The organism is Microbacterium longlingense (assembly GCF_058349825.2).
The window spans coordinates 95,666-118,858 of the sequence record NZ_JBYRJA020000008.1; the positions used below are offsets into that span (position 1 = coordinate 95,666).

A 23,193-nucleotide genomic window follows, 5' to 3' on the forward strand; every position below is an offset into this window, starting at 1 on the left:
GTCCTTGGATCTTCTGGGCGCTTACTGGGCGACCTGGTCGAGAGTGTAGGTCTGGGGCTGCTGAGCGGCGTGCGGGTGCTCTGCACCGGCGTAGACCTTCAGCTTGGACAGCTGCTGGCGACCCAGGCTGTTCTTGGGGAGCATGCCGCGGACGGCCTTCTCCACGGCACGCACCGGGTTCTTCTCGAGCAGCTCGGCGTAGCTGACCGACTTGAGGCCACCCGGGTAGCCGGAGTGACGGTAGGCCTTCTTCTGCAGGAGCTTCTGACCGGTCAGCGCCACCTTGTCGGCGTTGATGATGACGACGAAGTCACCCTGATCGATGTGGTTGGCGAAGGTCGGCTTGTGCTTGCCGCGCAGGAGTGCCGCGGTGTGCGAGGCCAGTCGGCCGAGGACGACGTCGGTGGCGTCGATCACGAGCCACTGGCGCTGGGCATCGCCAGCCTTGGGGGTGTAGGTGCGAGTCACGAGAGTGCTGCTTTCTGTTCGAACGGAGAAGTTCGTGAATCCCGCTCCGGGGTGGTTCTGGGACAGGGTCCGAGAACACGCCAGTGGAGGGCTCACGTTCGTGGCGTCCGGCAGGCGGACACCAAGGGTCCAGCTTAGGGCATCGCGGGTCCTGCGCCAAACGCGGTCGCTGCGCGCACTGTTCACACGGTGACGCGGAGGACCTCCTCGATGGTCGTGAGACCCGCCGCGACCTTCTGCCAGCCGTCGGTGCGCAGGGGCACCATGCCCTCGTCGATCGCCACCTGACGCAGCACGGAGCTGGGCACGCCGGTGAGCGCCTCGTGCTCGATGCGCTCTGTGACCGTCATCACCTCGTGCAGGGCGAGCCGCCCGCGGTACCCGGTGTGGGCGCAGGCCGCGCAGCCGACCGGGCGGAACACCGTCGGCGTGGCGCCCTCCTCCCGCGGGAAGCCCACGCTCTCCAGGATCTCCGAGCTGTCGGTGAGGGGCTCTCGGCAGCTGCGGCAGAGCCGCCGTGTCAGCCGCTGGCCGACCACCGCGGTCAGGGCGCTGCCCACCAGATAGGGCTCCGCGCCGATCTCCACCAGACGGGTGACCGCGCTGGGAGCGTCGTTGGTGTGCAGCGTCGAGAAGACCAGGTGGCCGGTGAGCGCCGCCTCGATCGACGTCGTGGCCGTCTCATGGTCGCGGATCTCGCCGACGAGGATGATGTCCGGATCGATGCGGAGGATCGAGCGCAGCGCTGTCGCGAACGTCAGCCCGGCCTTGGGGTTGACCTGCACCTGGTTGATCCCCGGCACCCGGTACTCGACCGGGTCCTCGACCGTGACGACGCTCACCTCCGGGCGGGCGATCTTGTCCAGCGCCGCGTAGAGCGTCGTCGACTTGCCTGAACCGGTTGGCCCCGTCGCGAGCAGCATCCCGTGCGGCCGGCGGATGGCCTCCTCCAGTCGTTCCCGGTTGCGGGCGGAGAGCTCGAGCTGACGAAGCGAGATGCGCTGCTGAGAGTTGTCGAGGATGCGCATGGTGATCTTCTCGCCCCAGACCGTGGGGAGCGTCGCGACGCGCAGATCGACCATGCGCCCCTCGTGGGGGACGCTCAGGCGGCCGTCCTGCGGACGACGACGGTCGGCGATGTCGATCGAGGCCATGATCTTGAGCCGGGAGATGACGCCGTCCTGGATCGCCCGGTCCGCCCGCTGCACTTCATGCAGCACCCCGTCGATCCGGTAGCGGACGGTGAGGTCGTGCTCCCCCGGTTCGACGTGGATGTCGCTGGCGCGGTCGATGATGGCCTGGGTGATGAGCAGGTTGACGAACCGCACCACCGGTGCCGACTCGTCTTCGCTCTCGAACATCCCGGCGAGCGGGTCGACGGCGTCCGCGGCCTCGCCGAGGGTCGATGACAGCTCACTGATCTCGTCGTCGCTGCGCACATGGCGCCCCCAGGCGAATCGCAGCGCGGTGTCCGTCGCGATCTCCGGGACGACGACCAGCCCGGTCAGACTGGCGACGTCGTCTGTCGCACGCAGATCCGCCGGGTCCAGCATCGCCACCACCAGCCGGGTGCCCTCGCGGCGAACCGGGACCAGCCGATGCCGCCGGCACAGCGCGCCGGGGATGAGCGCGACCGCCGTGGGGTCGATCACGGCGCTCATCAGGTCGATCCGCGCATACCCCGTGCGCAGCGACAGCGCGTGCGCGGCCTGATCCTCGGTGATGCGCTGGGCGCGCACCAGATCGGCAAGCACCTGCGCATCGCTGAGGTGCGGTTCCGGCGGGTCACCGGCGGCCGATGGGTCCAGCGCTCCGATCGATACCAGGGCGTCTCCGATGCTCTCCACGGCACTCCTCACTTGTTGCTGCTGCTCACGCTCGTTCGCGACGATGACGACCGGCTCACCCGGCCTGGTTCATCTGGCCATAGAGGCTGAAGATCGGCATGTACAGGGCGATCACCATGCCGCCGATCAGGATTCCGAGTCCCACGATCAGCACCGGCTCGATCACCGATGTGAGCTGCTCGGTGGCGCTCTGGGACTCCGACTCGTAGAAGTCCGCAACGGACCCGAGCATCTCGGCCAGGGTCCCGGACTCCTCCCCGACCGCGACCATCTGCGACACCATCGGCGGGAAGACGCCGGACGCCGCCAGCGGCGCGGCGAACGACTTGCCGGCGCGCACCGAGTCCCGCACCGCTCGCAGGGCGTCGTCGATGGCGACGTTGTCGGCCGCCTTGCTCACCGTCTCGAGCGCCGAGAGCAGCGGCACCCCGGCGGCGACCATCATCGACAGATTGCGGGCGAACCGGGCGACCGCGATCTTGGTGCGCAGGGGGCCGATGATCGGCAGCTTGAGCAGCAGCGGGTCGATCACCCGCCGCACGCGCCGGCTGTTCCGATTGGCGAACCACCACGCGGCGACCGCCGCGATCACCACGATCAGGGCCGGAAGCAGCCACACCATGTTGTTCGACAGCGTCACAAGGATCCGGGTCGGCAGCGGCAGCTCCCCGCCGAGGGCGGAGAACATGTCGTTGAAGATCGGCACGATGAAGGTCACCATCCCGATGGCCGCCAGCAGCGCCACCACCAGCACGACCGCGGGGTATGTCGTGGCGGCGCGGATCTTGTCGCGCAGCTCGGCGTCGGACTGGTACAGCGTCGCGACGGAGGCGAGGGATCTGTCCAGGAACCCGCCGGTCTCCCCCACCCGCACCAGGCTGACCAGCAGGGGCGGGAAGACCTGCTCGTGCCGGCCCAGCGCTGCGGAGAAGGCCGCACCCGACTCGACATCACTGCGCACCGCTTCGAGCGCACGGCGCAGCGTCTTGTCGCCGGTCTGGTCGATCAGGATCCCCAGCACGCGCATCAGCGGGAGCCCGGCGCCGACCAGGCTCGCCGTCTGCCGCGCGAACAGCGCGAGAGCCGCCGGCGGCACCCGCCGCTGCGGCCCCCACCGGATCTCTCGGCGCAGCCCGGTCTTCGGCATCAGCGCCACGTCGAGCGGGACGAGCCCCTGCTGCCGGAGACGGTTGATCACGGCGGCTTCGCTCGCGGCCTCCATCGCGCCCTTGACTGGCGACTTGCGTCCGGGCTGCGCGGCCCGGTAGGTGTAGGTGTCGGTGGTCGCCATGAGTCATGCCCCCCAGCGCGGCTGATGCAGCGCCCCCCAGGGCGCGTCGGTGAGATCGGAGTCCGCGACGCGCACGTCGTCGAGCGAGCGCGGATCGCTGACCATCGTGCGCGCCACGTTGTAGTCGACCTCGCCGGCCGCGATCAGGGTGCGCAGGCTCTGGTCCATGGTGTGCATGCCGTGCTCCGAGCCGGAGTACAGCACGGAGTAGAGCTGCTGCACCTGTCCCTCGCGGATGAGGTTGGCGATCGCGTGCGTCTGCACCATCACCTCGGTCGCGAGTACTCGCCCGCGTCCTGTGACCCGCGGCACGAGCCGCTGGCTGATCACGCCGCGCAGGGTCTCGGCGAGCTGCGCGCGCACCTGCTGCTGCCGATCGGCGGAGAAGACGTCGACGATGCGGTTGATGGTGCTCGCGGCGTTCTGGGTGTGCAGGGTGGCCAGCACCAGCTGCCCGGTCTCGGCGGCCGAGAGCGCCACGGTGATCGACTCGATGTCTCGCAGCTCCCCCAGCAGGATCACGTCGGGATCCTGCCGCAGGACGTATCGCAGCGCGTTCGCGAACGACTCGGTGTCCGCGCCGATCTCGCGCTGGTGGATCAGGGAGTTGCGGCTGGTGTGGAGGTACTCGACCGGGTCTTCGATCGACACGACGTGCACGAAGCGCTCGGTGTTGATGATGTCGACCATCGCCGTCAGCGTCGCCGACTTTCCCGAGCCGGTGGGGCCTGTGACGAGCACCAGGCCGGAGGGCTTCAGGGCGAGTTCGCGGGCGATCAGCGGGATCCGGTACTGCTCCAGCGTCGGTGCGGTGGCGGGGATCAGCCGAAAGGCGGCGGCAAGGCCGCTGCGCTGCTGGAAGACGTTGACGCGGAAGCGCACGCCCCCCGGGATCGCGTGGGAGAAGTCGGCCTCGCTGTTGGCCTGGAACATTCCGCGGTGGCGACGCCCCATGATGCCGTGCATCGCCTCCGCCATCCACTCCGGCGGCAGATCGCGCTCGTGTCCGACCAGGCCGATCAGCGCGCCGTCGAGGCGCACCACGGGGGGCAGCCCCGCGGTGAGGTGGATGTCGGACGCTCGCCGGTCGACCGCGGTGCGCAGCAGTTCCTCCAGTTCCCCGGCAACGCCCCCGGCGGGCGAGGGGGACGCACCGGCCGCGTCGGTCGGCGTCACGGTTGCCCGCCGGTGGTGTCCAGGAAGACCAGGAAGGAGACCGTGAGCCGGAGGGCGCCTTCCTGCCCGGCCTCCTCCGCGTAGACCGCGGTGATCGCGGCCCGGCGCGGTCCGCCCCGCAGGGCGTCGAGGAAGCGCGCGAGCGCGGACGCGTCCGGGCCGCTCACCGTCGCGACAACGTCGATCTGCTGCTGGGCGGAATCGGCCTCCTGCTGCGGACGATCGGCGCCGGCGCCGGCGCCGGCGTGCTGGGCCCCGGCCAGCTCCGGGGTGCGGACCGCGAAGGGAACGGGGTCGCCGATCGCGATCCGCTCGACCGATGCGCCCTGCGCGGCGGCGGCGCGGGCGACGAGCTCCGTGGCCTGGTCGCGGTGCGGGCCGATCGGGATCTGCGCGCGGAGCGCTGTCACCTCCTCGGCGAGCTCCGCCATGCGCTCACTCTCCTGCGTGAGCGCATCGAGCCGGGTCTGCTGCAGCCCCGAGGTCTGCACGATGCGATCGGCCTCTGCGTCTGCGCTCGTCGCGCTGAGGTAGAGCGGAAGCGCCGCGAGGACGCCGATCAGGAGGATTCCGAGTGTGCCGATGACGCCGATGAGCGTGATGCCACGGTGAGTGAGCCGGTTCATTTCGCCTCCTGCGCGTAGGCGCCCGTGTACACGGACTGATCGAACTCGATCGTGAGCACCGTGCGGTAGTAGCCGTCTCCCCTGCTCTCGACGCTCTGCGCGTCGACCGAGCGCACCCCCTCGATACGCCGGACGACGGTGACGAGGTCGATGGGCTGGGGCGCGCGCAGCTCGATCGTCCCGACCTGCCCGCTCGCCGCCGCCGGGTCGTCGCCGGGAGCCGGAGCAGCGCCAGCGACGAGAGACCATCCGCTGATCGTGGTGTCTGCCGGGAGCACCGCCACGATCCGCTGGATGAGCGGTTGCCAGGCGGTGTCGTAGGCCATCGCGTCGGCGCGCATGATCACCAGCGCGTCGCGGATGCGCAGCGCCCCGCTGACGTCCTCGTATCCGCGCAGCTCCTCGGCGAGGCGACCCGTGAGGGCCTGCTCCGCGGCGAGACGCTGCTCCGCGCGCAGCTGCAGCAGCCACGAGCCGGCCACGAGGCCGCCGGCGACGACCGTTGCGACCAGCGCCGCGCTGGTCCACAGCCGGACAGCCGCGGAGCGGCGCCGGCGATCCCGCTCGACACGCGGCACCAGGTTGACGCGGAACGGCCCGGAAGCCCGCCGCGTCGCCGCCGCGGCCTCCCCCGGTTCCGGCCCGGCGACATCGGCCGCCGGGCGGCTGCGAGCGATGGCAGGGTCGGCCGAGGAGGGGGTCCCTATCCCCCGCAGAAGGTCGGTGTCCGCCGCCGGGCCGCTCATGCGTCAGCCCCCACCGTCAGTCCGAGGACCCCGACCAGGTCCTGGCGCTGGGCATTGCCCGCCGCGCGCACCTTGCCGCGCAGGCGGACGATCTGCGTCGGGTCGAACAGCTCGACCGGCGCGTTCATGGCGTCGGAGAGCTGGGTCTGCACCAGCGGCGACATGGCTGCCCGGCCGCTGAGCACCGCGACCTCGGCCGGCGGCGCCGAGCGGGATGAGCCATCGCGGGTGCGGTAGTACTGCAGGGTGCTCCGCAACCGCGCAGCGAGGTCTTCCACCGCTTCCCGCCGTCTGCGCTCCTGATCTGCACGCTCGGTCTCCCGGCGTCGATCACCGCGTCCGGCGAACATCGGCGCGTCGTCGAAGGCGGGGTCGTCGCCGTCGCCCGCGATGCGCATCTCCGCCGGGAGCATGCGCACGAACACGGGCACGCCTCGGTCGACGAGTGCCATCGCGGTGGTGTGGCTGCCGATATGGACCATGAGGACGGTCCGCTCCGGCGCGATCTGCCCGGCGATACGCACCAGGCCGAGCGGCAGCAGGTCGACGGACGTCGCATGCAGCCGCGCCCCGGCGAGCGCCCCCAGCAGCGCATCGACCGACGGGGCGTTCGCCGCCACGAGGAGCCCGGCGGTGCCCTCGTCGGAGACCGCTGTCGCGACGAAGTCGAGCGTCGCCCTGTCGCTCGACACCGGCAGCAGCTCGCCCGCCTCGAACGGCAGCGACTCGGCGATCGCGCGCTGGTCGATGAGCGCGGTGGCGAAGTCCCGCACGAGCACGCGCCAGCTGTTGACACCGAGGACCACCCTGCGCGTGGAGAAGCCACCCGCGGTCCACAGCTGCTTCAGCGCGTCCGAGACGATGCCAGCGTCCAGCACCTCCGAGTCGTGCGCGGCCCCGGCGGGCAGCTCCACCTCGGCGTAGCGCACGATCCTCGGCTGCCCGCTGATGCGCACCTCCGCCGCGCGCACGGCGGTCTGGGTGATCTCGAGACCGATCGAGGTCTTGGTCACAGCGCCTTCTCCTTTCCGAAGCACATGCTCACCATCACGCCCCCCACAGGCGCCGGTAGGCGCCCCAGAGCTGTTCTCCCACCACGACGCCCGTCCAGGCGCCCAGGATCATCCACGGGCCGAATGCGATAGCGCCCCGCCGGCGCAGGGCCAGCCCGAACAGCGCACCCCAGACGAATCCGGCGAGCGCGCCGACGAACAGCGCCCCCCACCCGACATGTCCGAGGTAGAGGCCCAGCAGGGCGGCGAGCTTGACATCGCCGCCCCCCATGCCGTCCGGCCGAATCCAGCGGATCACGAGATAGCCGCCGCCGAGCGCCACAGCGCCCGCGGCCGCGCGCAGCAGCGCTGCGTGGTCCCCCGCCGCGATCCCCGCAGCGGCGAGGGCGGCTCCGCCCATCGCCGTCGCGGGCAGGACGATCGCATCGGGGAGGCGATGGGTGTCGATGTCGACCAGGGCGAGCACGATCGATGCCGATGCCAGCACACCCCACGCCGCTGCGGCCAGCCACCAGGCGGGGCCGGCGGCGATCGCCGCATCCGCGCCGGCCCGGACGGGAGCGCTGAGCAGCAGCCACACCGCGACGAGAGCGAAGCCCAGCGCGCCGAGCACCTCGATCACGACCGTGCGCGCGGGGATGACGGCGGAGCACTGGCCGCAGCGCCCGCGCAGCGCGAGCCAGGAGAGAACCGGGATGTTCTGATGCCATCGCAGGGCGGTATGGCACGCGTCGCACCGGCTCTCCCGCAGCAGCGAGACACCGCTGGCCATGCGCACAGCGGTCGCCTGAGCGAAGGATCCCACGGCCGCGCCGAGCAGCGCGGCCGATCCGATGAAGAGCGCCGGGGGCATGCGTCAGTGCTCCGTCTGCGCGACGAGGGCGCCGGGACCGCTCCGGGAGCCGCCGATGCTCGTGCTCCCGCCGGTGTCGTCCAGCCGGCAGCGCAGGTCGAACAGCCCCTCGACGGCGAAGGCGCGGCACTGGGTGCCGCCCAGGATGAGCGACCAGCTGCTCGACTGCGGTGAGACGACCTGGCCTCGGAAGGTGCTCAGGAACGCGCCGAGCGTCTGGACCTCACACGGGCTGTAGATGAAGATGTCCGGCGAGCCGCCCCCGCCGCTGCCGACGGTGACGGTCACTCCGGGCCGCCCCGCGCAGACCGGGGCCGGCGCGGTCGGGTCAGGACTGGTGTTCGTCTGCACGACGAAGAGGCGGTGCCCCGATCCCGTGAGCATGCCGGCCGTGAGCCGGAAGCCCTGGTCGACGATGAGGGCGACGTCGCGCTGCATCGAGATCGACGTCAGGAAGGAGCTCATATCGATACGGTCGCTGCACGCGCTAGCGTCGATGCGTGCAGGGTCTCCGGGGCTCTCCATGATCGATCGGAGCTGCTCGCGGACCGCCGCCGTGTTGCACGCTCCGGGGGCCAGCACCGCCTCGGTGGCGAAGCCCGGCCACACGCTGTGCTCGTCGAGATCGAACCACCTGGTCGCCTCGCGGATCGCGTCGGGCGGGATCGCCAGGCCGGCCGGTGCCGCCCCGGTATAGATGCTGCCGCGCACGACGAGGCCGGCGAGAAACGGCGGGAAGACGCCGTCGCGGGCGTAGAGGTCCCCTCGGATGGTGCACAGCCCGATGAGGTTCGCGCTCCCCTCGAGCACGTAGACGCTGCCGTCGAAGTCGGCCTGACCGACGCAGGTGAAGTTCCCGCGGCGCAGCACGATGTCCCCGCTGTAGGCATTGAGGAAGCCGGTGGTGGTCATGCCCGCCAGGTCGTCTTTGCCCACCGACCCGCCGATGCGGACGACCTCCTGCTCCACGCGCCATTCGTAGACGGCATCGACCGTGCTGCTCGCGCCGCCCGCCGTCCCCTGCGCGCGGATCACCACGAAGGTCGTGGCGGCATCGGGGCAGCCCGCCGGGAGGGTGTCGGCGTTCGCCGGTGCTGTCGCGGCGGACGACGGATGCACGGTCGCCGTGTACCCAGCGCCGACCGCTGTCGCACAGCTGCCGGCCGCGAGCTGGGCGAGGGCGACGTCACGCCCGGACTCCGCGGCGATGAAGGCCTGCAGCCGGTCGGCGTCACGCACCGATGAGCTCAGCGAGAACATCGCTGCCGATCCCACGACCGAGACCACGAGGAAGCCGACCACCATGACGACGAGCACCGCCACCAGCGCCGCCCCCTCGTCATCGCGACCGCACGGGCGTGAGCCGGCCGCTCCGGGACGTCCGGAGATCACCAGCACGGCGCACCCCCTCCGGCGACCTGGCCCCGCGGCATCACGGTGCCGCGCACCACGAGACTCGCTTCTGACGGTGAGAAGTCCAGGACATAGGCCACCCCGGCACCGCTGCGGGTGAAGGCATCCGCGGCGACGCCGGCGAAGAACACCGCGGCGTCGGACGGCTCCGGCAGCGCCCCGGCGCTCTGCGCCACGCGCAGCTCTCCCCCGTACACCGTGAACTGCTGGCAGGCCGCGGTGCCGCCGAGCGTCGTGCGCACGCGCAGGGTGGCACCGGCGTCCGCGACCTCGATGGCCTCGGCGTTGCGCACGGCCTTGTCGATCATCATCGCGGCCACCTCCCCCCGTGTGGTCGCCTCGGTGATCGCCGTGACCGCCGCCTGGCTGTTCCAGACGTTCATCAGCACTGCGGCCACGCCGGCCCCGACCAGTGCGGTCAGACTGATCGCCACGATCAGCTCGACCAGCGACATGCCGGCGTCGCGCGTGGCGTGCCTGCGCTCGGCGCGGCGGCAGGGCACGGCCGGACGGCGGATCATCGGTGGAATCATGAGGTTTCGGGGTCAGGGCACGTAGACGACGGCATCGAGGGCGGCCAACACGTCGGCGTCACCGTCGACGGACACCGTGACGCGCAGGCCGACCGCGCTTCCGGGGGTGCAGGAGGCGACGGATCCGACCACGCGGAGCGCGTTCCCGCGCCCGTCGTCGACGACGTGCTCGGCCGCGGCGGCCGCGAGACCAGTGCATGACGGGTTCGCCCTGGCTGTCTCGACGACGCTGTTCGCCGCGTGCAGGGCGGTGGCCTTGGTGCTCTGGCCGGTCACGACGTCCATCCCCAGGATGAGAGCGGGCAGGATCGCCACGGCGATCAGCCCGAGCAGCACCATGGCGACCACGACCTCGACGATCGTGAAGCCGTCGTCTCCCCCGCGACCGGCCAGCGCACGCACGGTTCGGACTACGGGGCGCAGCCGGGGCCGGCCGTCTGGGTACCGTCCTTGCCGCCCTTGTAGGTGACCGTCACGCAGACCTGGTCGATCGAGGTCGGCGTGGTTCCGGCGAAGCTGATGCCGGTGATATTGCTCTGGGGATCCACCTTCGGGAGCGTGGGCGTTCCGCTCGGGTTCGCGGCCAGCTGCGACGCCACCTGCGTCGCGGCGTTCGCCGCCGTGGACTTCGCGGCGTTGTCGGCCGCGGCCTTCTGCACCTCACCGAAGACCGGGATCGCGATCGCGATCAGGATGCCGAGGATGGCGACGACGACGATCAGCTCGATCAGCGAGAAGCCGCGGTCGTCGCCTCGCGGGCCGCGCCGCACCCGGTGATCCGACACGTCGACGGCACGACGAAGAGCGCTCTGAGACATGTGTTTCCCCCCACCGTTCATCCGGCATCGCGCTTTCGCGAAATGTATTCAGATGAACAGAAATGTATTCAAGTGAACCGAATTGCTCGATCCAGTCGGAGCGAGCATGCCGCATGCCGCCACGCATTGTCAACTTTCTGCGCGCATCCGCGCTCAGCACCTCGCGCCCCGGACACAGGGGCCGGAGAATCGGCGGAGAGCGCGCCGCATCGCGATCATCGCGGCATCGGCCGCCGTCGCCAGGAGAGGGCAGCGAGCCGCGACAGGCATCGCCGAAACAAAGCAGAGATCGACGGGCGGCCCGCCGCCGCTATGCCACAATGGGAGCGGCCGAAGGAGCCCTCCCCCACCGCCAAAATCTATTCACCTGCACGTAAATGAATGCAGCCGAATAGATATTGATCAGGGATGTGCGTGAACGAGAGCAGGACCGCGCGAACCCCGCGCTTCTTCGCCTGTCCGCGACGGCACACCCCGACGGACAAGGAGCGCCGTGGAAGCTCGTGGCCATCTGACCGCCCGGAAGGCGCCGTGGCTGATCATCGTCCTCACCACCCTGCTGGGGATGTGCGCCGCCCTCGGCTGGTACACCATCGAGCCGCGCCTCTACGTCGCTGACGCGTCGGGGCTCCTCATCGCGGGCACCGGCGACGCCGGGGCACGCCAGGACGGACCGGCGGCCGCTCTCCGCGCCGCGAGCTATGCCGATCTCGCCATGAGCCCGGTCGTCGCCGCCTCCGTGATCGATCAGCTCGGTCTGGACATCGAGCCATCGGCCCTGGCGGATCGCGTCTCCGTGACCAACCCCGCCGGCTCCGTGATCGTCCGGGTCAGCGCCGAGGCCGCCACCGCCGCAGAGGCCCGCGCCCTCGCCGACACGTGGCTGCAGGGCGCCATCGTCCACATCACCGCGATCGAGGGCATCGACACCGCGTCCGCCGGCGCGACGGTTCCGCGCCTGGTCCCCGCCGAACCGGCCGCCGCCCCGACGGGCCAGAGCTTCCCGAGGCTGGGGCCGGCCATCGCCCTGGGCGCTCTGCTGGGGTTCGCGGCGGGCCCGGCAGGGATCGTGTTCCTGCGCGTCGCGAACCGACGCGTCCGCGACCGGGAGAGCATCGAGCGCGAGACGGACACCGCGCTGCTCGGGAGCGTTCCGAGCATGCCGGCCCTGAAGGACGGCGACCGCCTGGGTGCGTCGCCCGCCGCCGTCCTGCGACGGAGCGCCGGAGGGGGCACCGCGGCGGTCACCGCATCGTTCCGCCAGCTGCGCGCGAGCCTCCGATATCTCAACATCGACGACCCGCCGCGGACGATGGTGGTCGCCGCTCCCCTGCCGGGCACGGGTGCGTCGGCCATCGCGGCCAACCTCGCCGTTGCGCTGGCCGCGAGCGGGCAGCGCGTGTTCCTCCTCGATGCGGATCTTCGGCGGCCGACGGTCGCCGCTTCCTTCGACCTGCCCGACGGCGGCGGACTCAGCGATGTGCTCATCGGGACAGCGGCTCTCGCCGACGTGGTGCACACGCTCGGCACGCATCGCAATCTGCACGTGTTGACCGCCGGCACCGCCCCGCCCAATCCGACCGAGCTGCTGGGCTCCCGGCGCATGCGGCAGCTGCTCACGGAGCTGGCGAAGGAGGGCATCGTGCTCATCGACGCCCCGCCGTTGCTGGCGGTCGCCGACGGGGCGATCCTGGCGGCGAGCGCAGACGGCGCGGTGGTCGTCGCCGCGGCGCGGCGCACGACGACCGCGCAGCTGAGGCGATCGCTGGGACGGCTCGAACGGCTCTCGTCCCGGCCGCTCGGCATCGTGCTCACCAGGACATCGTCGCGTCGCGGTACAGCACCGGGCTCTCGTCGCTCCGACCGCGCCGCGCGCACCAGGGCAGCCCCGTGAGCACGGCGCCGAGGACGCGCGCCGCGTCACGCACCCCGTAGCATCGGGGGAGACGATCACGACGAGGGGGATGACATGTTCGAGATCATGACCGTCTGCACGGGCAACATCTGCCGGTCGCCGCTCGCGGAGGTGCTGCTGCGGAGCGGACTCGGCGACCTCGACGTGCGCGTGCACAGCGCGGGCACGCAGGGGCTGGACGCCGCCCCGATGACAGCGGAGGCCCAGCGACTGGCGCGCGAGCTCGGCGCGAGCGCCGCGGATGCGGACCGGCATCGCTCGCGCTATCTCGCAGAGCACGACCTGGCCACGCCCGACCTCGTGCTGGCGATGAGCCGCGAGCACCGCCGGAGAGTGGTGGAGCTCGCACCATCCCGCCTGCGCCGCGCCTTCACAGCGCGTGAGTTCGCGCGGCTCTCGCAGGACCTCTCCGACGACGAGATCCGCGCCGTCGCGGTCGCGGCAGGAACGGACCCGGCCGCGCGCATGCGGGCTGCCGTGAGCGAGGTCGCGATGCGACGCGGCACGGTCCCGCCGCCGGCAGACGGCGCAGACGACGATGTCGTCGACCCCTATCGACGCTCCTGGAACACCTATCAGCGCTCCGCGTCCGAGCTGCTGCCCGGCATCGAGCAGGTCGTGCGCGTGCTCACCGTCGCAGCACGGCCCTGACCCCGGCAGGCCGGGCCCTCGTCTGGCGAGGGCCCGGCCTGCCCCGGATCAGTATCGGGTGACCGTCACCGGCACACCGGGGCTCCAGGCGATCGAGGCCTGTTCGAAGTCCTGCACGACGCCGGAGCCGACCACGACCTGATCGGCGACGGGGTTGCCGATGCCCGCCTCCCACGCGGCCAGGATCGCACCGGAGACCAGGTAGGTGCCCGCCTCGGAGCTGAAGATCCGCGAACCGCTGGCCGCCGGGACTCCGGGGAGGTAGACCGCCTGCCACTGGCCGTTGAACGGACCCGCGGGCTGACGGTTCGCGCGGCGCAGCAGGTCGGCGACCGGGGTCGGCGCACTGAGCCATCCAGCCGGCCCGGCGAAACGCGAACCCTCCTCGAAGTCCTGCGCGTGCCCCTCGGCCAGCGAATAGACCGGGCTGAGCGCAGCGCCCAGCGCAGCGTCCGCCGCCCCGGCGAAGACGACGGCCTCGTACTGCCGATAGGCCTGCTGGATATGGATCTGCTGCACCGCGTACGCGGCAGAGCGCGGCTGAAGCGCTGCGGTGGCCAGGCCATAGCTGTCCCCCGCGTACTGATCGCGGTGGTGGTGCAGGTACATCGGCCCGGTGAAGGAGCACTCCTGCCACTGCTGGACGCCGGTGACGATGAGCTCGGCCTGCCGGTCTTCTCCCAGGTCGGCCGGAGCGCCGTACTCTGTCGCCCAGATCTTCTTGTGCCCCTCCCCCCGCGCGCGCAGCATCGCGTGCATCGTGATGGCCTGACGGATCGCGGTGTTGTCCCAGAAGGCGGCCTGGGCCATCGTGTGGTCGTTGTCGTACGGGTGGAAGGAGTACGCGTCGACATCGCCGACGCCCGCGTCCAGCATCGCGGCGAAGAAGTCGATCGCCGGGATCATCCCGTCGATCTGCGGCGCCGGGCCCAGGACCCCCGCGATGACCACGGCCTGAGGGTCCGCCTGACGGATCGCCGGAACCGAGGCGCGCACCAGGGCTGCGTAGCCGGCCGGGTCGGGATCCGGCGCGTAGTACTCGCGGCCGTTCGGCTCGTTCCAGACCTCGTAGGCATACACCCTGCCGCGGTACCGGGTGACGGCACGACCCACGAACGTCGCCCACTCCCCGAGGTCGGCGGGCGGTGTCTGCGGGTTGGCGGAACGCCCCTGCGCGGCCCAGGACGGCGTCGTGGTCAGCACGCCGAGCACGCTCATGCCGCGGGAGCGTGCCGCGTCGACCACACGATCGACGAGCGTCCAGGTGAAGCTGCCGCGCTTCTGCTCGATCCAGCGCCACGGGATGTCTATCCGGATGCCGGTGACGCCGAGCGCCTGCATGAAGTCGAGGCTCGATGCGAGGGTGGCCGGGGTCTCCCAGAGGATGCCGGAGTTGGCCGAGATGCCCACGGGACCGCGTGTGCCAGCGGTGATCGCCGGGCGGGGCGTCGTGAACTGCGGGAGGGCCGGACCACGGGGGGCGAGGGTCGCGGCGGAGGCGGATACGGACGGGATCACGGCGGCACCCGCTCCGAGCGCCACAGCACTCAGGAGGGTACGCCGAGTCATGCTCAGTCGTTCAGTCATTGGGGGGAAGGCTTTCGACGTAGCGAGGTGGGGGAGGCGACGGTCACGTGACGTGGGCCGTCTCGCCTAAACTAGCCCCGCGCGTGTGTCAGGAACCAGCCCCGCGCGTCGCAATTTTTCGACACGCAGCATGCGTTCTCAGGAGGGCATATGACCGAGGCACGATCCGCTCTGATCACCGGCATCACCGGTCAGGACGGCGGTCACCTCGCCGCGCTTCTCCGGGACAAGGGGTACCGGGTCTTCGGACTGATCCGCGGGCAGAACAACCCGCGCCGCGCCGCTGTCGAAGCGGAGTTCCCGGAGGTCGCCCTCATCGAGGGCGACCTGACCGATCCCACCTCGCTCGTGCGCGCTGTCGAGGCGGCCGACCCGGACGAGCTGTACAACCTCGCTGCGGTCAGCCATGTGGGCTACTCGTTCAAGAACCCCACGCTCACCGCCGAGGTCACCGCGAAGGGCGTGCTCAACGTGCTCGAAGCGGTCCGGCTCACCGGCCGGCAGCACAAGACCCGGGTGTACCAGGCCTCGACGTCGGAGATGTTCGGCGGCCTCGACTACAACCGCCCCGGCTCCGGCTACAACGAGGACTCGCTGTTCCACCCGCGCAGCCCCTATGGCGTGGCGAAGCTCTACGGCCACTGGATCGCGAAGAACTATCGTGAGAGCTACGGCATGTTCGTGTCGTGCGGCATCCTCTTCAACCACGAGGGCGAGCGCCGAGGCGTCGAGTTCGTGACCAGGAAGATCACCCACGCCGTCGCGCGGATCTCGCTCGGCCTGCAGCAGAGCATCGAGCTCGGCGACCTCTGGCCCAAGCGTGACTGGGGCTATGCCGGCGACTATGTCGAGGGCATGTGGCGCATGCTCCAGCACGACGAGCCAGACGACTTCGTCCTGGCCACCGGCGAGACCCACTCGATCGAGGATTTCCTCACCCTCGCCTTCGCCGAGATCGGCATCGCCGACTGGCGCCCCCTCGTCGTGCAGAATCCGGCGTTCCTCCGCCCCGCAGAGGTCGACATCCTCCTGGGCGACCCGTCCAAGGCGGAGCAGGTGCTCGGCTGGCGCCGTCAGGTCGACTTCCCCGGTCTCGTCACGCGGATGGTGGCCCACGACATCGCCGAGCAGCAGAAGCTGCCCGCATGACCCACCCGACCCTGCGAGGCCGGACGATCGCCGTCACCGGCGTCGACGGTTTCGTCGGGCGGCACGTCTCCCGCCTCGCGGCCGCATCGGGAGCGCGCGTCGTCGGCCTCTCCCGCGCGCGCACCGCCGACCCGGAGCTTTCCGGGGTGCTCGCCGACTACCACGGCGGCGATCTCCGCCACACGTGGCCGGATGGGGTCGAGGCGGACGTCGTGATCCACCTCGCCGGACGCGCCGCTGTCGGCCCCTCGTTCCGAGACCCGCAGGCGTACATCGCCGACAACAGCGCCATGGTCACCACGATGTGCGAGACGCTCATGCGCGCCGGACGCCGGACGCGCGTCGTGGGGGTCTCCACCGGCGCGGTGTACGCCCCGCCGCCGGATGCCGACACGGAGACCGGCGAGGAGGCACCGGTCATCCCCTCCTCCCCCTACGCCGTGAGCAAGCTGCTCGTCGAGAACCAGCTGCGGTACTACGGCATGCGCGGTCTGTCGACCGTCATCGCGCGACCCTTCAACCATCTCGGGCCCGGCCAGGGACCGGGTTTCCTGCTGCCCGACCTGATCACGCGCCTGCGCGCACTCCCTGTCGGCGCCCCGCTCACCGTCGGCGACCTGGACACGATGCGCGACTACACCGACGTGCGTGACGTCGCCGCGGCCTACCTGGCACTCGCGGCGGCGTCCGAGACCGCGCACAGCGTGTACAACGTCGCCAGCGGCTCCTCCGTCTCCGGCCGCCGGCTCCTGGAGCTCGTGTGCACGGCGCTCGGAAGAGACGTCCCTGCCCTCACCATCGACCCGGATCTCGTGCGCCCCACCGACCCGCGCCGCATCACCGGATCGGCCCAGCGGCTGCGCACAGAGCTGGGCTGGGCGCCGGCCTACTCGCTGGCGTCCTCGGTATCCGACGCGGTCTCCGCCTCGAGCTGAGCGAGCACCTCGGCGAAAGCCTGAGCGACGCGGGCGTTCCCGGCGGGGCTCATGTGCGAGTCGTCGCCGTTGAACGTCGGCGAGAGCACGGTGGGATCCTGCGGGTCGGCCACCACCTCGTCGACATCGACGAGCGCGTCGATCTGCTCCGGCATCGTGCGCAGGAAGTCGTTCCAGGCCACGCGCAGGGCCTCGCCCTCGCCGCTCGCGCCCCGGGGCGGCTCGGTGAAGGCGACGATGCGCGCGTTCGGCCACGCTCGGCGCACCTGCTCGACGACGGCGATCCAGGCGACACCGACGTCGTCGAGAGACGTCCCGGAGACCAGATCGCTCGAGGAGGCCCAGAGCGTGACGTAGTCCGCGTCGACCGTGCGGGTCAGCTCCCACTTGGGCGAGTCGGCGAGGTAGTTCGACGTCCACGCCCCCGCGGCCGCGAGCGAGGCCGCCACCCCACCGTGTTCGCGCGCCCAGATCTGATGCCAGGCGCTGGTCTCCCCCTCGTGATCGACGTCGGGGTTGGCGTTCGCCCCGGCATTGAGCGAGTGCCCGATGGGCACGACCACCGGGATCGCGTCGTCTGGATCGTCGAAAGCGAACTCGATCGTGACGTCGAGGAACATCCCGGCCCTGTTGAACTCGCCGAGGTTGTCCGCGGCGGCCATCGACGCCTGCGCGAGCCCTGAGCGCATCCATCCGACCGCGGGAGACACCCCCAGCTGCGTGCTGGCCGGCGCGGAGAAGGAGATGCCGAGCAGATACTCGCCGTCGGGGCCCAGCGGCAGGGTGTCCGCGTCGAACCACTCCGTGGTCAGCGCGCCTCCGCTGATGAGTTCACCCCCGTCGGAGAGCCGGACGGTGCCCGCGTCGTCGAACAGACCGTCCCCGGCGTGGCGGCCGAGGTAGACCGCGTTCACCGTCACGGGGTTGCGCACGACCAGATCACCGCGGAAGTCGAGGTTGCGCAGCACCACGCGGTAGGAGCCGGCCGCGACCGTCGGCTGGAACGGCATGCGCTCCTCGATCACGGCGGGAGAGGGCAGCGGGATCGCGGTGGTCTGCGATGTGTGCCCGAACGAGTAGAACGCACGGCGATCGCTCTCTGCCGGAGCAGATCCGCCGGCGGCCACCGGGGTGTCATCGGGTGTTCCCTGCGCGGATTCCTTGGCCATCCCGACGATCACGATCGCCGCGAACACGACGAATCCCAGCAGGAGCGCACCGCCCACCGCGATCAGCGTCACCCAGAGCGCGCGCCGGCCGCGCCGCGGATCGTTCACCGGAGAGATCACGGTCATTGCTGCTTCCTTCCGGATGCCAGACGCATGGCGGGTCGTTCGATGAGAAGGTACGTGGCAGAGGCCACCGCGACACTGACGATCGTGACGATGAGCAGGCTCCATGCCCACCCGCCCCAGTCGTCGCCGCCGGCGAGACCCCAGCGCTCCAGCAGGATGATGACCGGGTAGTGCCAGAGATAGACGCTGAGCGAGGTCGTGCCGATCCAGTGGAACACCCGGTTGTCGACGATCGGGGCGACCCGCCAGATGCGACGCTCGCCGTCGACCGGCACGATCAGGAGCAGGACCAGCGCCGTCGAGAACACCGCGAAGGCCGCGGCGATGAACCGGGGCGCGGCGAAGTAGGCGACGCCGCTCAGCGCGAGGAACAGCAACGCCGTCGGCCACATCCAGCGACGGATCCGCACCGTGACGGCCGGGGCGATATCGCCGCGCTGGATGGCGATGTAGAAGACGACGGCGAGCATGCCCCAGCCGAAGTTGTCCGCCCACGGAAGGATGCTGCGCGACAGCACGGCGATCGGATAGGGTCCCCACTCGGTCATCTCCGGCGACAGGTCTCCGCGCGATGCCGCCAGAGCCAGCACGATCCGGCTGACGGTTCCCACCACGATGAGGAACACACCCGGCAGGGCTGCGACGAGGTATCGCGATGCGCGCGAGAGCACGCGACCGGCGACCGCAGCGACGAGCGCGGCCAGGAGCGGGAGGGTGAGGTAGAAGGCGAGCTCGACGGTGAGCGTCCACGAGGAGTTGATGCCGGTCTGCAGCTCCGCTGGCACATAGTTGTGGAGCAGCGTCAGGTGCAGCAGCAGCGCGCCAGGGTCGGTGATCGTGCCGGTGCCCCCGTCGCTCCCCCGCGACTGCACGACCATCGCGTTCTCGACGTACACCGCACCGAGGAGGTTGGCGATCACGAAGATCGCCAGATACGCCGGGAAGACCCGGAGGATACGCGCACGCACGTAGCGGGCGAGGTTGCGCAGCGGGTCGGTGTTGGTGATGATCGCGCGGGCGAACGGCATGTAGATCAGCAGCCCGGACATCACGAAGAAGACCACGATCGCCTGCCCGAGCAGCTCCACATGGGTGATCGCCAGGATCGAGGGCGCGTAGTGGGCGGTGACGTGCACGACGATCACGCACAGCGCGAGGAAACCGCGCAGCCCATCGAGACCGACCAGACGCAGTCGCGCGTTCGCACCGGCCCCGGCGGTCATCCGCGCACCGCCTCTCGCGCCGGGAGGAGGGGCACCGGGTGGGCGACGACGGGCACGACAGGGTCTGCCGGCTCTGGCGCCCTGTCGAGCGCCTGCACCTCGGCCAGCACGAGAGCGACGCACATGGCCAGGGGCGGCATCGTGACGACGGGGAAATCGAGCTGGAAGGCGATGAAGATCAGACCGAACAGCACCCCGCCCAGCACACCGGCACCGGGGTGCCCGCGACGCATGGCGCGGACGGCGATCGCCAGGGCCACCACCAGGAGGACCACCAGCACGATGCCGACGACCAGTCCGCCCCGGTAGATCGTCACGAGCGGCGTGTTCGCGGCGTAGTTCACGTGGTAGCCGTAGACGGGATCCCAGAACTCCCGCAGATACCAGCCGTGCCCGAACAGCCAGGCCCCGTCCATCTGATGCGGATAGTTCTGGAGCGCGTCGACGCGGGCGGACGCGCCGACGTCGCGACCGCCGAACGAGTCGAGAAGGCGCGACGAGAGCGCGGGCGTGAACAGCACGGCGGCGAGCGCGAGCACCCCCGCCCCGACGAGCAGGAGGCGGCGCCCGGCGTCCAGGCGGCACACCACGACCAGGATGATCATCGCGACGATCACGCTGACGATGGCCGAGCGCGACAGCGTCCCGGCGATCCCGGCCAGGAGCACGGTGATCAGCACGACCCTGGCGGCGCCGGCGAAGACGGTCCCGGCGATGCCGACGGCCATCAGGAACACCAGGCCGGCGCTGTTGGGGTCGACGTAGAGACCCGAGGCACGGAGCACCTCGGAGCCGCCGACGAGGGCCGTCCGGGAGTTCACCGCGGCAGAGCCGCCGTAGCCGAGGAACCCGAACCGCTCGATCCACCCGCCGGACGGGTCGAGCACCAGCATCCCTCTGGTCACGACGGCCCCGGCGGCGGCGCCCACGACGAACGCCTGCAGGAGCACCCGTCGCAACGGGTCGGCGATGCGCAGCACGACGAGGGCGGCACCGGTCGCGATCGCCCATTTGGCGTACTCCCAGATCGCGGCGGTCCCGTTGTAGTTGGCCAGCATCGAGATGCCGCTCACGGCGAGGAAGACGATGATCAGCACACCGATCCCGCCCAGCCGCGGCCGGCCGGCCGACGGGTGCAAGATCACGACCGGAATCAGCATGACCACGAGGAACACCACCAGGGGCGCCCCGGTCCCCGGCACGGCCGCGAAGGGCATGAACCCCAGGGTCAGGCCGGGAAGGACGGCGAACACGCGCGGGGCGCGCACCAGGAGCAGGACGAGCAGCGGCACGGAGCACAGGCCGAGCGCCGCGACCAGCAGCACCGGCGTGCCCTGCACGAGGGCGATCAGCACCGCGCCGAGCGCGATGACCGTGTAGCCGACGACCGCGGCGATCGCACGCCCCGTGTTCATGCCAACCACTCCTCCACGGAGCGCTGCGGTGCCCCGGCCGCCCAGTGCGCACGGTTGCGTTCGGCGATCTCGGCACCGGCGGATCGCGCGTGGTCCTGGTCCAGGAGCAGACGTCGCGCCGCCTCGATGAACAGGTCGTCGGTGTCCGCCGCTGTCACACCGAGGACGCGATCCAGGCTGCCGACGGCGGCGGGTGTTCCCACCACCGGGATGCCGCGGCTCGCGGCCTCGAGGATCTTCACGCGCACGCCACCGCCGGTGCGGATCGGGGCGAGGATGCCGCGGCAGCTGGCGAGGACGGTGTCGAGATCCGGCACGAAGCCCAGGTCGCGCACGCCGTCGGGAAGCGGCGGCTGCGCGCCCTCTGCGGCACGGCCGATGACGACCAGCTCTGCGCCGGGGATGCCCGCCGCGATGCGCGGCCACAGATCGAGCAGCAGACGGAAGCCTTCACCGTTCGGACGCCACTGCCGATCACCCACGAAAGCGACCCGGGGGGCGGCGAGCTCACGCGGCGGAAGCCCCTCGAGCTGCGGAAGGGTGAGGTCGAGCCACCGGACTCTGCCGATGCCGTGATCCCGGTAGAACGCGGCCTCGTCGTCGTCATAGGTGGCGACGGCCGCGGATGCGCGGGCGACGCGCATCTCATCGCGGAGGATCACGGGTCCTTGCAGACGCCCCAGCCTCCCGTACGTGGCGGACCACACCAGGGACTCCGACACGACCGTGCTGGTGTACAGGGGTTCGGTGCGCCCGGTCGCGAGATAGGGTTCCGCCATGTAGGCGTGATCGGCCACGAAGAGATCAGCGCGGCTGTCGGCGATCGCGCGGCGGATCTCCGGCCCGTCGAAGCGCGTGTGCACGAGGCTGCGGCGTGCCAGCGCGGCGCGGGCTGCCAGGACCGGGAGGCGCACCGCCGGTTTGGGCACGATCCGGCCGTCCGGGCGCTGGCCTGCTGCCGCGCCCATCCCGATGTGACGGACGGACAGGCTCTCGCTCGCGAGCGAGAGCACCAGACGGAGCATCGCCATGTCGCCGGTGCTGTCGCGGCCGGGGTCCTTCGCCACGAGGAACTCAGCGGTCCGCATGCGTCTCCTCTTGCTGCCGGGGGGTGCGCATGAGCGGCGCGAAAAGCGACAGCAACAGCCCCTCCCCGATCACGGCCGCGAGAGCCGCGGAGACCGCCCCATCGACGTGCCATGCTACCAGCAGCAGGAGAACGACCAGGCGGACGCCGAGGGCGATCGCGTTGGCCCGGATGCGGGCCACATCCACGCCGCGGACGTACAGCGCGGTGACCCAGGTGTTGGTGATCGAGCGCATCCCGGCGAAGGGTGCGATCACCAGCAGGGTCAGTGCCATCTCGCGATAGTCGGGGATGAGCAGGAGGATGAGCGCGAGTCCGATCGCACCGATCGTGATGACGCCGCCGAGAATCGCCGTCGGTCGCAGCGGCGGCCCGGCGAGGGGGTCGTCCGGGCGCTCCCGCATCGCGGCGGCGAACTGCTGGCCGTACAGCTGACCCACCGTCGATGCGGCGAGCGCGAGCTGCGAGGCGAACGAGTAGACGCCGACCACGTGCTCGTCGGCGAGCAGGCCCAGCAGCAGGATGTCGCCCTGCAGGTAGAGGGAGAGCACGAGCGCGTCGACGATCAGGGTCCCGTGCTCGCGCCATGTTCCCGGCGACAGCGGTCGGTGGCCGATGCACAGTCTGGCGGTGATGACGAACACCACGAGGTAGGGCAGCAGGTAGACCAGGCACGCGAGGTGCAGCGTGGCCGTGTCGCCGGCGAGGAACAGATAGCCCGCCGCCAGCGCGATCGACGAGACCTGGCGGATCGCATCGGCGCGCATGATCGCGTGCGGACGGCCGTCGCGCATCGCCCGGCTCTTGTAGGCGTTGAAGACCATTTCGGCCCCCGCGACCAGGAGCGCGAAGCCGAGGAAGAACGAGGCGGCGTAGATGAGCGCCCCGGCAGCGACCAGGCCAGCACCGATCAGGGTGCGCGTGGTGCGCTCGCCTTCGAAGCGGTCCGTGCTCACCCGGACACAGCGCACGAGGAAGATGTTCTCGATCGGTGCGGACAGGATCGCGGCGAGCGCATAGGCGGACGCGTAGGCGCCGAAATCGCCGAACCCGAGCGTGCCGATGAGCAGGAGCGTCCATGCCATCCCGGTGGCGCGCCCCACGATCATCCAGGCGCTGGCGGCACCGAGTGTCAGAAACGACCGAAGCATC

General features: G+C 70.9%; 22 protein-coding genes. 4 read left to right on the forward strand and 18 right to left on the reverse strand.

The genetic code is table 11. From position 1 onward, the window contains the following. Nucleotides 1–21: 21 nt before the first annotated feature. The 12 genes from rplM to AC3RXY_RS12505 all read right to left on the reverse strand — a co-directional run bounded on the left by rplM (nucleotide 22) and on the right by AC3RXY_RS12505 (nucleotide 10,784). Nucleotides 22–468 carry a 50S ribosomal protein L13 gene (rplM, locus tag AC3RXY_RS12450; protein ID WP_491511247.1) on the reverse strand — a complete coding sequence of 149 codons (447 nt, stop codon included), beginning with the start codon at nucleotides 466–468 and terminating at the stop codon, nucleotides 22–24. A 182-nt stretch (nucleotides 469–650) separates the two neighbouring features. Beyond that, nucleotides 651–2,315, reverse strand: coding sequence for a GspE/PulE family protein (locus AC3RXY_RS12455; RefSeq protein WP_491511248.1), 1,665 nt, complete (start codon nucleotides 2,313–2,315; stop codon nucleotides 651–653). Nucleotides 2,316–2,370: 55 nt separating this feature from the next. Further along, the gene (locus AC3RXY_RS12460; protein ID WP_491511249.1) at nucleotides 2,371–3,606 is read right to left on the reverse strand and encodes a type II secretion system F family protein; all 1,236 of its coding nucleotides are present in this window, start codon (nucleotides 3,604–3,606) and stop codon (nucleotides 2,371–2,373) included. Between the two features lie 3 nt (nucleotides 3,607–3,609). Continuing rightward, a complete protein-coding gene (locus tag AC3RXY_RS12465) occupies nucleotides 3,610–4,782 on the reverse strand; it encodes a type IV pilus twitching motility protein PilT (RefSeq protein WP_491511250.1) in 1,173 nt (390 codons plus the stop codon). After that, nucleotides 4,779–5,408, reverse strand: a complete 630-nt coding sequence (locus AC3RXY_RS12470) for a hypothetical protein (protein WP_491511251.1) — start codon at nucleotides 5,406–5,408, stop codon at nucleotides 4,779–4,781. The genes AC3RXY_RS12465 and AC3RXY_RS12470 overlap by 4 nt, the downstream gene beginning before the upstream one ends. Continuing rightward, nucleotides 5,405–6,154, reverse strand: coding sequence for a hypothetical protein (locus AC3RXY_RS12475; RefSeq protein ID WP_491511252.1), 750 nt, complete (start codon nucleotides 6,152–6,154; stop codon nucleotides 5,405–5,407). Before AC3RXY_RS12475 ends, AC3RXY_RS12470 begins: the two co-directional genes overlap by 4 nt. Beyond that, complete coding sequence (gene pilM / locus AC3RXY_RS12480) at nucleotides 6,151–7,167, reverse strand: type IV pilus biogenesis protein PilM (protein WP_491511253.1); 1,017 nt, start codon at nucleotides 7,165–7,167, stop codon at nucleotides 6,151–6,153. Before pilM ends, AC3RXY_RS12475 begins: the two co-directional genes overlap by 4 nt. A 34-nt stretch (nucleotides 7,168–7,201) precedes the next feature. Next, the gene (locus tag AC3RXY_RS12485) at nucleotides 7,202–8,020 is read right to left on the reverse strand and encodes a prepilin peptidase (protein WP_491511254.1); all 819 of its coding nucleotides are present in this window, start codon (nucleotides 8,018–8,020) and stop codon (nucleotides 7,202–7,204) included. A gap of 3 nt (nucleotides 8,021–8,023) precedes the next feature. Then, nucleotides 8,024–9,418 carry a hypothetical protein gene (locus AC3RXY_RS12490; protein ID WP_491511255.1) on the reverse strand — a complete coding sequence of 465 codons (1,395 nt, stop codon included), beginning with the start codon at nucleotides 9,416–9,418 and terminating at the stop codon, nucleotides 8,024–8,026. Further along, complete coding sequence (locus AC3RXY_RS12495; protein WP_491511256.1) at nucleotides 9,409–9,954, reverse strand: PulJ/GspJ family protein; 546 nt, start codon at nucleotides 9,952–9,954, stop codon at nucleotides 9,409–9,411. The genes AC3RXY_RS12490 and AC3RXY_RS12495 overlap by 10 nt, the downstream gene beginning before the upstream one ends. A 24-nt stretch (nucleotides 9,955–9,978) precedes the next feature. After that, nucleotides 9,979–10,368, reverse strand: a complete 390-nt coding sequence (locus AC3RXY_RS12500; protein ID WP_491511257.1) for a type IV pilus modification PilV family protein — start codon at nucleotides 10,366–10,368, stop codon at nucleotides 9,979–9,981. 8 nt (nucleotides 10,369–10,376) lie between these two features. After that, nucleotides 10,377–10,784 (reverse strand): prepilin-type N-terminal cleavage/methylation domain-containing protein, encoded by a 408-nt coding sequence (locus AC3RXY_RS12505; RefSeq protein ID WP_491511258.1) that lies wholly within the window; start codon nucleotides 10,782–10,784, stop codon nucleotides 10,377–10,379. Between the two features lie 493 nt (nucleotides 10,785–11,277). Between AC3RXY_RS12505 and AC3RXY_RS12510 the strand changes: the two genes are divergently transcribed. Together AC3RXY_RS12510 and AC3RXY_RS12515 are read left to right on the forward strand one after the other, a co-directional pair. After that, a complete protein-coding gene (locus tag AC3RXY_RS12510) occupies nucleotides 11,278–12,678 on the forward strand; it encodes a tyrosine-protein kinase domain-containing protein (RefSeq protein ID WP_491511259.1) in 1,401 nt (466 codons plus the stop codon). 75 nt (nucleotides 12,679–12,753) lie between these two features. Continuing rightward, nucleotides 12,754–13,350, forward strand: a complete 597-nt coding sequence (locus AC3RXY_RS12515) for an arsenate reductase/protein-tyrosine-phosphatase family protein (RefSeq protein ID WP_491511260.1) — start codon at nucleotides 12,754–12,756, stop codon at nucleotides 13,348–13,350. Between the two features lie 48 nt (nucleotides 13,351–13,398). On the opposite strand, the gene AC3RXY_RS12520 is transcribed toward AC3RXY_RS12515, so the two are convergent. Continuing rightward, nucleotides 13,399–14,919 carry a cellulase family glycosylhydrolase gene (locus tag AC3RXY_RS12520; protein WP_491511261.1) on the reverse strand — a complete coding sequence of 507 codons (1,521 nt, stop codon included), beginning with the start codon at nucleotides 14,917–14,919 and terminating at the stop codon, nucleotides 13,399–13,401. 168 nt (nucleotides 14,920–15,087) lie between these two features. Between AC3RXY_RS12520 and AC3RXY_RS12525 the strand changes: the two genes are divergently transcribed. Both AC3RXY_RS12525 and AC3RXY_RS12530 read left to right on the forward strand, forming a co-directional pair. Further along, the gene (locus AC3RXY_RS12525; protein WP_491511262.1) at nucleotides 15,088–16,086 is read left to right on the forward strand and encodes a GDP-mannose 4,6-dehydratase; all 999 of its coding nucleotides are present in this window, start codon (nucleotides 15,088–15,090) and stop codon (nucleotides 16,084–16,086) included. Continuing rightward, entirely contained in the window at nucleotides 16,083–17,021 is a 939-nt protein-coding gene (locus AC3RXY_RS12530; RefSeq protein WP_491511263.1) for an NAD-dependent epimerase/dehydratase family protein, read from the forward strand. Before AC3RXY_RS12525 ends, AC3RXY_RS12530 begins: the two co-directional genes overlap by 4 nt. Here the strand turns inward: AC3RXY_RS12530 and AC3RXY_RS12535 are convergent. The 5 genes from AC3RXY_RS12535 to AC3RXY_RS12555 are packed head-to-tail and all read right to left on the reverse strand — an operon-like array spanning nucleotide 16,973 to nucleotide 23,192. Then, nucleotides 16,973–18,316, reverse strand: a complete 1,344-nt coding sequence (locus AC3RXY_RS12535; protein WP_491511264.1) for an SGNH/GDSL hydrolase family protein — start codon at nucleotides 18,314–18,316, stop codon at nucleotides 16,973–16,975. The genes AC3RXY_RS12530 and AC3RXY_RS12535 overlap by 49 nt on opposite strands. Then, nucleotides 18,313–19,539 carry an acyltransferase family protein gene (locus AC3RXY_RS12540; protein WP_491511265.1) on the reverse strand — a complete coding sequence of 409 codons (1,227 nt, stop codon included), beginning with the start codon at nucleotides 19,537–19,539 and terminating at the stop codon, nucleotides 18,313–18,315. Before AC3RXY_RS12540 ends, AC3RXY_RS12535 begins: the two co-directional genes overlap by 4 nt. Beyond that, the gene (locus tag AC3RXY_RS12545) at nucleotides 19,536–20,954 is read right to left on the reverse strand and encodes an O-antigen ligase family protein (RefSeq protein ID WP_491511266.1); all 1,419 of its coding nucleotides are present in this window, start codon (nucleotides 20,952–20,954) and stop codon (nucleotides 19,536–19,538) included. The genes AC3RXY_RS12540 and AC3RXY_RS12545 overlap by 4 nt, the downstream gene beginning before the upstream one ends. Further along, the gene (locus tag AC3RXY_RS12550; RefSeq protein WP_491511267.1) at nucleotides 20,951–22,042 is read right to left on the reverse strand and encodes a glycosyltransferase family 4 protein; all 1,092 of its coding nucleotides are present in this window, start codon (nucleotides 22,040–22,042) and stop codon (nucleotides 20,951–20,953) included. Before AC3RXY_RS12550 ends, AC3RXY_RS12545 begins: the two co-directional genes overlap by 4 nt. Beyond that, complete coding sequence (locus AC3RXY_RS12555; RefSeq protein ID WP_491511268.1) at nucleotides 22,029–23,192, reverse strand: MATE family efflux transporter; 1,164 nt, start codon at nucleotides 23,190–23,192, stop codon at nucleotides 22,029–22,031. Before AC3RXY_RS12555 ends, AC3RXY_RS12550 begins: the two co-directional genes overlap by 14 nt. Between the last annotated feature and the right edge of the window lies 1 nt (nucleotide 23,193).